General features: G+C 56.5%; 14 protein-coding genes. 4 read left to right on the forward strand and 10 right to left on the reverse strand.

Translation table 11 applies throughout. The features are described from left to right. Positions 1-118 precede the first annotated feature (118 nt). The 3 genes from PG731_RS03795 to PG731_RS03805 are packed head-to-tail and all read right to left on the reverse strand — an operon-like array spanning position 119 to position 3,584. The gene (locus tag PG731_RS03795; protein ID WP_270772260.1) at positions 119-2,380 is read right to left on the reverse strand and encodes a phage/plasmid primase, P4 family; all 2,262 of its coding nucleotides are present in this window, start codon (positions 2,378-2,380) and stop codon (positions 119-121) included. Then, positions 2,377-2,814, reverse strand: coding sequence for a DUF7768 domain-containing protein (locus tag PG731_RS03800; RefSeq protein ID WP_270772262.1), 438 nt, complete (start codon positions 2,812-2,814; stop codon positions 2,377-2,379). The genes PG731_RS03795 and PG731_RS03800 overlap by 4 nt, the downstream gene beginning before the upstream one ends. Continuing rightward, positions 2,811-3,584, reverse strand: coding sequence for a phage antirepressor (locus tag PG731_RS03805; RefSeq protein ID WP_048708034.1), 774 nt, complete (start codon positions 3,582-3,584; stop codon positions 2,811-2,813). Before PG731_RS03805 ends, PG731_RS03800 begins: the two co-directional genes overlap by 4 nt. 156 nt (positions 3,585-3,740) lie before the next feature. Between PG731_RS03805 and PG731_RS03810 the strand changes: the two genes are divergently transcribed. Beyond that, the gene (locus PG731_RS03810) at positions 3,741-3,923 is read left to right on the forward strand and encodes a hypothetical protein (RefSeq protein WP_048708039.1); all 183 of its coding nucleotides are present in this window, start codon (positions 3,741-3,743) and stop codon (positions 3,921-3,923) included. 3 nt (positions 3,924-3,926) lie between these two features. On the opposite strand, the gene PG731_RS03815 is transcribed toward PG731_RS03810, so the two are convergent. From PG731_RS03815 to PG731_RS03845, 7 genes are all read right to left on the reverse strand, one after another. Beyond that, entirely contained in the window at positions 3,927-5,894 is a 1,968-nt protein-coding gene (locus PG731_RS03815) for a DNA polymerase (protein ID WP_270772265.1), read from the reverse strand. Positions 5,895-5,971: 77 nt separating this feature from the next. Then, positions 5,972-6,529, reverse strand: a complete 558-nt coding sequence (locus PG731_RS03820; protein WP_442952643.1) for a DUF2815 family protein — start codon at positions 6,527-6,529, stop codon at positions 5,972-5,974. A gap of 15 nt (positions 6,530-6,544) precedes the next feature. Next, positions 6,545-7,681, reverse strand: a complete 1,137-nt coding sequence (locus tag PG731_RS03825) for a DUF2800 domain-containing protein (protein ID WP_270772267.1) — start codon at positions 7,679-7,681, stop codon at positions 6,545-6,547. After that, positions 7,668-8,081, reverse strand: coding sequence for a hypothetical protein (locus PG731_RS03830; RefSeq protein ID WP_270772268.1), 414 nt, complete (start codon positions 8,079-8,081; stop codon positions 7,668-7,670). Before PG731_RS03830 ends, PG731_RS03825 begins: the two co-directional genes overlap by 14 nt. Further along, entirely contained in the window at positions 8,078-8,314 is a 237-nt protein-coding gene (locus PG731_RS03835) for a hypothetical protein (protein ID WP_270772269.1), read from the reverse strand. Before PG731_RS03835 ends, PG731_RS03830 begins: the two co-directional genes overlap by 4 nt. A gap of 5 nt (positions 8,315-8,319) precedes the next feature. Continuing rightward, on the reverse strand, positions 8,320-9,009 hold the full coding sequence (locus PG731_RS03840; protein WP_270772270.1) for a sigma factor-like helix-turn-helix DNA-binding protein: 690 nt from the start codon (positions 9,007-9,009) through the stop codon (positions 8,320-8,322). A 351-nt stretch (positions 9,010-9,360) separates the two neighbouring features. Next, positions 9,361-9,504, reverse strand: a complete 144-nt coding sequence (locus tag PG731_RS03845) for a hypothetical protein (RefSeq protein WP_270772271.1) — start codon at positions 9,502-9,504, stop codon at positions 9,361-9,363. Positions 9,505-9,739: 235 nt separating this feature from the next. Between PG731_RS03845 and PG731_RS03850 the strand changes: the two genes are divergently transcribed. The 3 genes from PG731_RS03850 to PG731_RS03860 are packed head-to-tail and all read left to right on the forward strand — an operon-like array spanning position 9,740 to position 12,461. Next, the gene (locus PG731_RS03850; protein ID WP_270772272.1) at positions 9,740-10,597 is read left to right on the forward strand and encodes an NBR1-Ig-like domain-containing protein; all 858 of its coding nucleotides are present in this window, start codon (positions 9,740-9,742) and stop codon (positions 10,595-10,597) included. Next, a complete protein-coding gene (locus PG731_RS03855) occupies positions 10,594-10,824 on the forward strand; it encodes a helix-turn-helix domain-containing protein (RefSeq protein ID WP_004007641.1) in 231 nt (76 codons plus the stop codon). The genes PG731_RS03850 and PG731_RS03855 overlap by 4 nt, the downstream gene beginning before the upstream one ends. After that, on the forward strand, positions 10,824-12,461 hold the full coding sequence (locus PG731_RS03860) for a site-specific DNA-methyltransferase (RefSeq protein WP_004007642.1): 1,638 nt from the start codon (positions 10,824-10,826) through the stop codon (positions 12,459-12,461). The genes PG731_RS03855 and PG731_RS03860 overlap by 1 nt, the downstream gene beginning before the upstream one ends. The last annotated feature ends 6 nt before the right edge of the window (positions 12,462-12,467 follow it).

Consider the following 12,467-nt stretch of genomic DNA (forward strand, 5'->3'; position numbering starts at 1 on the left):
CAAGGGGTGCAGAGTGGTGCAGGGTATTTCCTAACCTTTTACATAGAGAAAAACACCATGTAATTTCACATGCGTAAGGTAGGAAAACGGGTTGCACCGGTCTGCACCCTCATAACTTTCAGCTGTTGAATTCGCTGGTCAGGGCCAGCCCGTAGACGCGGATACCGGACTTGGTTTTCTTGCGCTCGAATCCTGCTTGTTCACATGCGGCGTTGAAGTCGACCATCGGGCGCGCCCATCCTGAGGTGTTTTGCGCCCACGCCCGATACGTCTGATAGAGGTCACCAGCCCTCTCCGATAATCCGTCCTCGACGTCGCACGAGTCCTCAAGGAACTGCGAGAACCAGTCGTTATCCTCCTTATATGCTTGCGAGGCTTGAACCACCTGAGGCGGCGGAGTGAGCTTGTATCCCTCACTGTGAATGAGTCGCGCTCCTTCCATGATCCAGGAAAGGATTGCTCCGCCAGCGTGTTCGAACAGGTGGTCGGCATAGTTCTTCACATCCGTGTCGCCTTCGATGGTGGCGTTGAACGGGATGACGATCAGACGCCGCCAGATGCCTGCGTCCATGGCTCCCACACGCGGCAAATGGTTCGTGTACAAGACCAGCGTGTGGGAGGGGGTGAAGGCGAAGGGGTCCTTGAACTTTTTCTCTGCCGAGATCTGATCGGTCGAAGCAAGCTGTTTAACGTTCGAGGTCGATAGGCGCATGCCTTCTTCGGTTTCAGCCGCGATCAAGAGACGTTTACCTCTGGCTTCGGCGAGTTCGGGTTTGACGTTGCGACGCACCCCGACAGTGAGCGCATCTGCTGAAATCGTGCCCGAATACGTTCCCAACACGCGGGCGATGGTGTTCCAGAACGTGGATTTGCCGTTTCGCCCGTCCCCGTAAGCGATGACGAGCGCTTCGACGAAAACCTGCCCGATCGCCGCCAACCCCACAATGCGCTGCACGTAACCAATCAACTCAGGATCTCCTTGGAAGAAGACGTCAAGCGCGTCGGCCCAGATCTGTGCACCCTCATCGTTGGGGCCGACAGCGGTCTGCTTAGTCAGCAGATCGGCGGGATTGTGCTCGTGGCTACTACTGTCGCGTAGATCCCAGGTACCTGCCGGGGTGTTGAGTTGGTAGGGGTCGACGTCGAGGTCACGGACACGTACCTGCAAGATCGGCCCGGCTTCTTTCAACGTGGCCGTGATATTGCGTGACAAACGCCTGGAGAGAACGAACTTGTGATAGCTTTTGGATTCATCCCACGCCTTGAATGCTGCGACTTGGGCGGGGTTGAGTTTTGCTAGGCCGCGGGCTTTCGATGAAGCCGATGCCATCACCACGTCAGCACCGGTAGAAACCATGTCTTGCCATGTTGTGGCGATAAGGTGTTGTGCTTCTTCAAGTTGACGAGAAGTCAGTTCTTGAACCACTCCTTGTGCAGACAGGTCGTTCTCATCCCACACGCCATGGTCGTAGACAAGCCACTTGGTAGCCAGTGAGTAGCGGATCTTGTTCGCATACTCGCCAGCCAATGTGTCTGCCTGACCGACATCGGAAAAATCATCCGGACGTAAACCTGCTAACGCCTCATACGCCTCTGGTGGCAGATAGCTCGGGTCGGAGGCGACCTTCGAAGCGAACCTGCATGCCGAGTTCCAGATCGTCTGCAGTTCGCCCTCGTTGAGCGGTGGTTCGCAGAGGTTGGCTTTGCGGTCGAAGAGGTCTCGTGCTTGATCGGTCTGCCCGTAGCGGATGAGGACCCGCCCGGCGAAGCGAGAGAGCGTGGCATTACGGGAGCCTTCACCAATCACCAAAGTGCTCTGATCGAAGGCAGCGAACACGTCGATCTCGTCAGCCGCGTCCAGCCATGCATCGAGCAACTGGTCGCCCTCATGCGCCGTAACTTGTGGGTTAGGGGTGCCGTAGATGAAGCGACCGGCATCCAGAGCATTGCGATCAAAGAAACCAAAGCGCGATGCCAGGCGATGCTTCAATCCTGCATATTCGTCCGCATCTTGCACGTTGTGGATTGGGAAGTAGACGTGGAAACGTGGCCGGGCGGAGAGCACACCCTTCGGCTTCATGTGGTTGCGGGAGGTGGCGGTCATGAACTCCACACCAGACATCAACTTGCCGAGTTTCTCAGGCGTGATCCAGTCAGTTTGGGTTTCGGTGTGGTCGTTATCGATATCCATCACTACGCAATCCGAGGAGATGAACGCTGCAGTTGAGCGGCGGTCATTCACGTAGGTGGCTGCCACGTGATCAAAGCCAGCAACCGCTGTCAGCGAAGCCGCATCAGTGACCTCGTGTCGATGCGGGTAGTGGTTATTGTTCTGAACGCCAGCAACAGTGGCGGCGTACAAGGTGAAAGGCGTGGTCATAGGGTGACCTCCTTGAAATCAGAATCGAAATACTTAATCGGCAACTCGAGGTCGCGTGCCCACCCGATCTCCAGGCGCATACCAGGGCTAACGCGTCCGACATATGCCCACAGCGCTTCGCACTTGGCGAGCAACACACGGTTGAAAAACATCGCCAACTCACGCTGATCAGGGTCTGCATCATCCATGAACTGGGGATAGTGCAGATGCGGAGCGAACGGGATCTTGCCCGCGCTTACTGCAAACCCACAGAATTGACGGGCGAGCTCAACGTTCGCCTCGGTGTCACCTGAGTAGGGCGAGCAGATATAAACCAAGGGTCGGTAACCGAATAGTTCGCGCTGGAGCTTCTTGAGCGCGTGGTAGCTCGTCAGGTCCAGATAGCCTTCGGTGTTCTTCTTCGAAAACCCAATATCAAGAGTCGCGACAGTCATGCTTGCACCTGACTTTCACGCTCAATCACCGGGAGGATGCCGAGCTGGTTCTTGAGCAGGTCGTAGATGAACAGACGTCCCTTCTGGGTCCAGTACATGTGGGTGCGGGTCTGGCCTTCGCCGTATTCGTGGGTCTTGGACTGGGTGTATCCCTGCTCGGCGTACTTCGCGTACAGGAACCACCGGCCCGACTGATGGAACTGCACGCGAGCATCACGCAGGATCCGGTTGAGCTTCTTCGCGGAAAGTCCGTAGTCCTTCGCAATCGCAGTCGTCGTCAACAACGAATCCGATTGCAACACAACGTCGTAGTACGAGACTTTCGGTTCCGCTTCGAGCAGGGCTTGCTCTGCTGCCAGGCGCTTGGCCCGTTCGGCCCGCAGAGTGGCGATGGCATGCTCCAGGAATTCATCGTCAGCGAGTAGTTCGTCGTATGCGTACATGCCGTGGCGGCGAATCGTCGGTAGCACTTCATCGAACACCCAGGCTTCGAACTTCTGTGCTGCCGGGAGCTTTGAAGAGATGATGAGGCGATAGAGGTCACCTTCGGTAATGAAGGTGGCTTCTTGTTCGCGTCCCATGGCATCGACGATGGGGTAACGTTTTAGACCCCCATCGGCGCGAGCATGATCGCGTACTGCCTTGCTGGCGTTAACGTAGCCGAGCGCAGTGGCGACGTCCTTCCCACAAAACAGCGTCTGGCCATCATTGGTGATGGTGCGGATGGTGCCGAACACGTCGTTGGTGAATGTTTGAATCTGGTTTCCCATGGCGGGGTTCCTTCCCGAGACCCCGTCGAGAAAAAGTCGTGCCGGGCGGCACAAGGAGTTAAGGGCCTCACCCCACTGCCGACGAACCTAAAAGTGTTAAATCCATGCAGGGTATACCCCGCAGACAAACAGTGCTGCACGAGCGATCATGGAGATATGGGTGAGATTGATAAAGCCACGGTGTGGGCGATGGCAATGCGCATGCGTCTCTTTGCGTTCTTGGAATACTTACACGATCTTGACAACGATCCAGCGCCCTCTGCTGCGAATCAGCAGATCGCCGCGTATCTTCGAGAGTTCATGGAAACCGACCCGAAGCTGCTGCTCGGCGACGAGTAGGAGTTAGTCCTTGCGGTAGTAATCGCATTCGTAGCCGTCGGCGTCGAGTGGGAGCCCTGCTGCCCAGTCGGGCGGTGTCGTCATGAGCTCGCACGCGTCAGCAACGGTGAAGCCCGAATCTGTGGGTTCGTCGATAACGATTTCGTCGTGAACATGCATCACAATCTGGTGCCCTGCCTCGGCGACTGCGTGCATGCCAACCACGAGCAGATCACGAGCGATCGCCTGCACGATATTCTCAACCAACTTCCCTCCGTAGGTTTCGAGATGTCCCCATTTTCTGGCGGTGGTGGTGCCGGTGTAGGTGATGGATGTGCCGCCCCAACGGTTCTCCCCAAGACGCGGCTGCACATACGCAAGTCGTCTGTCTGAGGGGAGTTCGATGAAGAGAATCCCGGACTCGACGGTAAATCGCAGATTCCGCAGCCGGATCGGCTGGCGCAACGTGATTGCAGCGATAGCGGCTTCTTCGACGTCTGCCCAGAGCTGCACGACGTGTGGGTTAGCTTGCCGCCAGGCGTCCACGATCGGTTTGAGCTCATGCTCGGCTAAACCCATGGTGAGTGCTCCCATGCGCTCCAAAGCGCCCGTTGAGCCGCCAAAACCACAAGCCAAAACTGCTAATTTTCCTTTCTGCCGAAGCTCACCATTAACGCCGTGTTTTTCGACTGGCACTCCGAACATACGGCTCGCGGTTTCGCAGTAGAGGTCTTTACCTTCACGGAAGGCTTGAAGGGTGGTGGTTTCTCCTGCGAGCCATGCGATGACACGTGCTTCAATTGCAGAGAAATCAGCAACGATGAACCTGTGCCCAGGTGAAGGGATAAACGCGGTACGGATGAGTTGGCTGAGGGTGTCGGGCACGGACTCGTACAGAAGCTCAAGGGCATCGAGGCTGCCTGTTCTGACGAGCGATCGGGCTTGGTCAAGATCAGGCAAATAATTCCTGGGGAGGTTCTGGACTTGGACGAGGCGTCCGGCGAAACGTCCGGTACGTCCTGCGCCGTAGAACTGGATGAGCCCACGTGTACGGCCATCGGATCCTGCGACGTTTTGCATGGCCTGGTATTTCTTGACGCTTGATTTCGCTAGATCGCCGCGAAGTTCGAGGACTTCTTTCACCTCACCGGTCGCAGTATCGAGGGCTGCATCGACGTCGGCTTTGGTCAGCGATTCGAGTTCGCAGCCGTGCTCGCTCAGCCATTGTTTGAGCTGGATCGGCGAGTTCGGATTCTTCAACCCAGTCAATGTCTGTGCCCGAGCGAGTGTCGCGTTGCGGTGGTGCTCGTCCACGGCAACGGCATTATCGACGAGCGTGTGGTCGAGAAGAATCCCGGCATCATTAATGCGTTGGTCGAGGGCGTAGGTGTCCCATTCGGCATCGGGCATCGGAAAAGACGCCAGTCTGTCGTGGATGGCTTGTTCGACTTCGACGTCGCGCCGGTTGTAGTCGATAAACCGTGCCCAGCCGGTCGGGTCAGCTGATGGTGGGTTCCTGTGTTTGCCGCCGTTCAGGACTGAGGGTGTGGCGGGTGTGCAGAACTGCTTGATCAGCTTGCGCCCCGCAGAATCTTTTTGGACGTCAAGCTTCAAAACTGTGGCTACTGCATCGAGGCTCATCGGGAGACCAAGGTAGGCCGACCAGATCATGGTGCAGCGCCACTGCCTTGGGCCAAGAAACCCATCAGCGAGAAGCTCGGGATGATGAGTGCGTAGCCAAGCGGACAAGCAGACTCGCTCGAAGGCGGCGTTATGCGCCCACTTGACCACACCCGAATCCACTAAAGCCGCTAGAACCTCATCGGGCAGGGTCTCGCCGCTGGCAAGATCCACTATTTCGACTGGGCCGCCGTCAATCGAATAGCCGAACAGGAGCAGCTCGAAGTCTGGGTGCTCGGCATACGGGTAAACGCCCGCCTTGGCGAGCTGAACTGGACTGAAAGTCTCGATATCGCAGAAGAGTGTTCGCATGACGGGGTTCCTTTCACATAGAGGAAAAGTGGAGGGAACCAACAAGATGTGCTGATTCCCTCCACGTGTGGGGATGGTTAGTTCAGGAAGTCGTCATCAGCGGCGAAGGCACCGAAGTCGGTCTCAGCGGAAACTCGTCCACCGCCAAGGCTCTCGCCGTCACGGGTCTTTTGGATATTGCCGAGTCCGCAGGCGATGCCTCGGTTGCCATTCGTGTTAAACGCATAGAAAGTGAGGCTGACACGGGCATAGCAGCCGGAATACACCTCGGCGCGGTCCAGGATCGGGGCGACGCTCTGATCGACGATCTGCGGAGCGGTCAGGGAGTTGGCGTTGAGGAAGTAGGCGCCCTTGTAGGCTTCGTCGTCACGCTCAATATCCCCATCGCGCAGCGGCAACTTGAGGGCGGCCTTGTTGGGGCGCTTGCCACCAAACTTGGCCGTCCCGGCCTCGATGGCTGCATCCACGGCCTTCTCGATCGCCGCAATCGTGGCAGTATCGGACTTCGGGATGATCAGGGAGACGGAGTACTTCGGTTTGCCTCCCTGGATGGAGTTCGGCTCCCACACGTGTGCGTAGGATAGGCGAACTTCGCCGGTCACAATACGAGTTGTGTTAGTCGTTGACATAATCATTCTTCTTTCTACTCGTTACTTGTTTGGTTGAAAATCGGTGGCCGCACTCACCAGGTCAAGCGCTGGCCGTTTATCGGATGTAGGAACCAACGTAGGTTTTCCTGCAGGCTTGGTCACGAGATCACCGAGGACCTCGTTGAAGGCGGGTTTACCCATGAGGCGTTCCATGGCTGTGAGGGTGATGAGCTTGCGATCCCAGATGTCCCTATATCCAGCCGCCTCAGCCGCTGCAGCGACATCGGTTTCGGAGGTGTATTTGCGTATCGACCGTCCGGCTACGAGCTTGAACCCCTCAAAGACCACTCCCTGGTTGACGGCCTTCGACAGGGCGTAGGCCTCCACATCCGCCGCCCAAGTTTTGAGCTGCGGAATCCTTGCCAGCACGTCAGCGATCTCTGTATCGCTAAGTTCTGCTGGTGGGGCGAACTCCAACCTGGCCAGCGCAAGATTGGCTTCAGCTCGTGCCCGACACGTGGGTGCAATCTTGCAGAACTGACACCACGAGCCCGGACAAAACTCGCCCTCGCCAGCCGCTGCCAGCTCAGCCTTCGGTTTCACTTCCGCTTCGGCCCAGTGCTCGAGTTCAGTGACGGGGATTTCCCAGGTGTCGACGTTCGCCCGGCGCGGCTGGTAGATCGTCACCGCCACGGTCTCGATGCCGTACAGGTCGCCGAAAGCGTGGAGCGCTCCGAGCGCGTACAACATGAGCTGCGGATTGTGTGCGGCTTCGACGAGGACGCCTTGCCCGTACTTCAGATCAATAATCTGCAAGGTGGGTTCGGCGATGATCACGCAATCCCCGGTACCGAAACCTCCCGGCACAATATGTGAGAAATCGAGGTGCTGCTCGATCAGCACCTGCGGATCAGCACAGGATTCTTGGGCGATGGAGATGCGTTCTTGGACGAACGCCACATAGTCGTCTGTGAGGGTTTCCATCTCGTCATCAACCCAAGTTGAGACTGGCCGCTTCGAGCGCTGCTTCAACACTCGGCGGAGCTTGTGCTCAGCCAGCGCGTGAGCGGCGGTGCCTTGCTCGGCAGCGGCAGACGTGGATTCTGGCTCATCGGATTCGAGGCGGGCGGAGGGTGGGCAGTTGATCCACCGGTGCGCACCCGACGCCGAGAGGAGTGAGTGATCAGACGGTGCCATCAGCAATCTCCTTCGCCCGATCCAGCAGCCACCCGTACTTCGACGGATCCACCGCTGAGAGCTTGTCCGCACCAGCCTCGACGATCAGCTCACGAACCTCTGCCGTGTGACCTTGCGCTGAGAGCTCGGAAAGAAAAGCACGTACTTCTTCCAACGTCACCGTCGGTTCAGGTTCAACCTCTGGCTCGTCCGCAAGTAGTTCTGGCTGGGCGTGCGTGGCTGGGATGGTTCCGAAGGGTTCCTTGATCTGCAGGGCAAGCTCCGGGCGTTCACCAGGCATTCCTGCGTGGTCTTCGAAGCTCTCCTCAACGATCTGCTGAGCCCGCGCAAGCAAATCGGCGAGCGATCGCATCGTCTGGTTTCCATCACGAATGAAGGCGTTAATTTCCGGCATCATCATTTGGATTCACCCGTCTTGAGAGCATCGGCCAGGGCCATGAGGTCGTCATCGGTGTTTTCGGTGATGTCGATCTGCTTGACCGAGTCACCGGGAACGAGAATCATGACTTTGCGCGGGGTACCAAGCAGTAGGCGCATGAGCCGTTCACGCAGCGTCACGTTCTTAGTTGCGACGATTCCGGGGTCGTCAGGGATATGCCGGGCAATATGAAGCTTGAGACTATGTCGAGCCATCGGGCTTACCTTTCTTCCTCATTTGTGGGAGTAGCCCGGTTGGCTTCTCCCTTCACCCCACTGCCGACACCGCTCGAAGTGTTAAATCGGACCTCCTCAACCGCCTGTCGAATCAGCGGTTTTACCTCTGCCACTAGCTGCGATACCCGAGCACGGGTCAACCCCATATCGCGTGCCACCTGCGCCTGATTGAGCTTGTCGGTTGCAAGAAGGCGCGTCATCACCTCATGATGCTGAGGATCCAAACCAGCGATGACGCCACGCATAGCCTCGAGCTCACGGGTGTGCTCGACGCTGTCCTCGCGTTCGATGACCTGGTCTTCAGCGCTGATACCCGGTGAAGCTGGATCAAGGTCGATGTCGAGCATCTGCTCATACGAAAACGGCTTGTTATTCGGGACGCGGCATCCACGTCGAGGACCGCACCCAGCCCCGCACGTGCATGTCTTCTTACCCTTGCCGCGATCAGCGCGAACCGCCTGATGCGTGGCCGCTTCTTCTGCGTTCCACAACTCGTCCAAGATTTTCTGTGCGGTGCGGGGCTTAACCTGGTCGAGCGGAACACCAGTTGCGGCGGCGCGTTGCTGCCGGTCGGTTGCGATCATGAGAGCGAACTCGCCAGGGTCAATGTCGAAAGTGTCAGTGATGGACTCATTCTTGTTGTTGTCTGCTTCGTGCCTGAAGGTGACCTTCATCGAAGGATCTCCATTTCTCCGGGAATCCCGGTGATGTGGAGACCTGATCTGTTTGGCTCAGATCACTAGTGAGAACTGCTAGGAAGACGACAAAGGCGAGCCACCCCACACGCCCCTCAGCAAAGAGGGGTTGGGTGAGGTGACCCGCCGAGCGCTCCCAGAGCAGGTCTCACTAGTGATTTGTTTGTCTAACCCCACGGCCTGCACCCGCCATAGGGCTTGCTCATCCGCCAGATGAGCTCCCGAACAATCACGCTCAGGCTTGGAGAACGTCAGTGCCGGTGGCCACCAGCACTACCGTCCCCACCCACCCGGCCCGCACTGTGTCGAAACCGAGTGGGCTGTGTACGACTACTTGCCGCGCTTGGACGGCTTAGTCTGCGCCAACGCCGAGGCGGCAACAGACTTCGAGTCCTTGCCATAACGGCCATCGGTCAGAATCTTCGACGCCTTGGACGCCACCTTCGCGGACGTCTGCTTACGGTTCCTTCCCATGTGCTTCACCTCCTTCGCTCTCGCTACGACACCCACCACCACTTGGTGCGTGTTCATGAGCGTTCGCGCGAGTCGGCGTGCGATAATGAGATGACAGTTGTTCGTCTCGTCGGCTCGTGTTTTGCTCACATACTCATCAAACGCTGTGGTTTTGGGACTTCAGATCGGTGAGGGAAGCAAAAACTGGGACTTCTGGGACTAGTTTTGGGACTCGGCATAGAGGAGCGTGACGCATATGGGTTTGCCCGAGTTTTGTCGCGCTGTTTATAAGCGGAAGAGTCCCATCACTAACCAGGCAAAATTCGTCCAAGCCGTATTCCAACACGCTGGCAGCGCAGAGCGGTTAGATGACGAGTACGCACGCAAGATCTTTACCGGAGCAAAACCGATCTCCGAACCGCAATACGAGTCATTTCCTACACAGGTGAGCAAGAAATCGTTGCATGATTTCCTTCTTGCCCACCTGAGGCCCCTCCCAAGCACGAAGCGCACGTTGGATGATCGTTGCCAAGAAGTCGGCAAAGATGCCGGGCTGCCCTCAACCCTCACTATCGAACCAGAAGCGTTCATTTGGGCACTCACAGATTGGTTCGACGCGATCATCCATGACCCAGACCATTGCGATGTCCTTGAACACTGCTACCGACTTCGCCTTGAAGGCCAGGAACCAGAAGAAATAAACCCCGCGCCGCAGCCGCTCTATCAAGGAGATCGCGTCGACGTGACGCAACCGCCCGCACTGCAAAAACACAAGCCAGGATTTTGGGTCGAGTTCACTCACACATGGACACTGCGCAACGTTGGCAGCATCGACTGGACCAGTCGGACACTCATCTGTACGAATCCAACAGACCCGCGACTACGACCCGTCGGCACCACACAGATCGCCATTCCTGACAGCCCACCGGCGACAGCGAAGTTCATCAAGATTTCTTGCACGTTTCGGGCGCAAGGCTATGAAGGTGCTGCCTCAAGCCACTGGGAAATGCGCAACCAGGAAGGCGAGAACTGCTTCCCTCAAGCGACTACAACATTCAACGTCAATGCCACAGTTATTAACCCGGATCTTCACGCGATAAGGCAGGAACGATGAGCGAAGCTGAATTAGAAAACTGGGTCACCATGAAAGAAGCGCAAGCCCACCTCGGGGTGCGCCGGGAAACCATCACGAAATGGATAACAACCCATAATCTCCCTGCCTATAAAGTCGGCAGGGTCTGGAAGTTCAAACTCTCAGAAATCGACGAATGGGTCCGCACCGGTCAAGCCGCAGAAGAACCACATCCCAACAACCCTCACGAGCCTAAGGAGGAACGCTAATGCCAGAACTGAACTGGGTCGGCAAAGACAAGGTGATCACCCACCACCTCGACGTTCCCTACCGCGTCCTCGACCGCCAATACTCATATGACGAGCACGGCCAACACGATGGGGACAACGGCTCACAGAACATGATTATTCATGGTGACAACCTCGAAGCCCTCAAAGCTCTACTACCAAAGTACGAAGGCAAGGTTGACTGCATTTATATCGATCCTCCCTATAACACAGGCAACGAAGGCTGGATCTACAACGACGCCGTCAACGACCCACGAATCAAGAAATGGCTTGGCGAAGTCGTCGGCAAAGAAGGCGAAGACCTCTCCCGCCATGACAAATGGCTATGCATGATGTACCCACGGCTAAGACTTCTCCATCGCCTGCTAGCCAGAAACGGATTGATTGCTGTCTCGATAAGTGACACAGAGCTGTCCAACCTAGGCTGCATCATGGACGAAATCTTTGGCCCTGCAAACCGACTTGCTTGTGCGCCAGTGCGCTCTGAACCAAGTGGAGGGAAAGATAAAACGGCCCTGCGAACAGGGCACGAATACATTTTGTTCTACACCAAGGGTGACCAATCAAGTCTTGTCAAAGAAGAGAAGACAACTGGGAAGCTTGACCTCAAGGACAGCAAGGGCCCGTATCGAAAAGGGCGTGAGTTACGAAAGTGGGGTGCAACTTCCGACCGATCAGATCGACCGACATTGTGGTTCCCCATTACTGCACCCAATGGTGGAGAAGTATTCCCAATCAAGAATGACGGGTCTGACGGCTACTGGCGTTGGAGTCCTGCTCACGCAGGTATGTCAGAGTTATTGGACAATCCTGAGGCTGCTCACTGGGAGAAAACATCATACGACCCAGGGGTTGTTGTAGATGGAGAGACTGAGCGCTGGGTTCCATACGAGAAAATTCGTGACGTAAAAAAATCATTCGGATGGAATACGTGGCTCGATGGCTATGGAACTAACGCCGACGCGACTGCAGTAATCAAGGCAATCTTTGGAAACAAGAAATTCGACACCCCGAAACCACTATCACTAATCGAATGGATTATCGCCCTGCATGGCAACACAGACGGCATCGTCTTAGACTCATTCGCAGGCTCAGGAACGACCGCACACGCCGTGCTTAATTCAAATATGTACGACGACGCAGATAGAAAATTCATCCTCGTAGAGCTCAGCGACTACGCAGAATCAATCACGGCAGAGCGGGTCAAACGAGTGATCGACGGATACCGCACCGATAAGGATGAAGTGCCCGGAACAGGAGGGTCATTCTCTTTCTACGAGTTAGGCGCGCCACTACTTCTCGCAGGTGACTTGAACCCAGAGGTGCCTCTTGAGCGGGTTCGTGAGTATGTGTGGTTCACCGAGACGGGGCAGCCGTTCTCGAATCCGCCCAGTGCCCATCCGTATTTCTTAGGACGGCATGAGGACGCATCGTTGTTTTTCGTATATGAGCCGGATCGGGCAACGGTTTTGGATCGTGACTATCTGGCTTCGATCCCTCCTGAGTGTGCGGCTAGTTCGTATGTGATTTATGCCGACACGTGTTTATTGTCGGATGAGGAGCTGCGCTCTCTGAATATCACGTTCAAGAAGATCCCTCGGGATATCACCCGTCTCTAAGGAGTG

The organism is Pauljensenia sp. OF14-1SRA, from assembly GCF_027694595.1.
Taxonomy (GTDB): domain Bacteria; phylum Actinomycetota; class Actinomycetes; order Actinomycetales; family Actinomycetaceae; genus Pauljensenia; species Pauljensenia turicensis_B.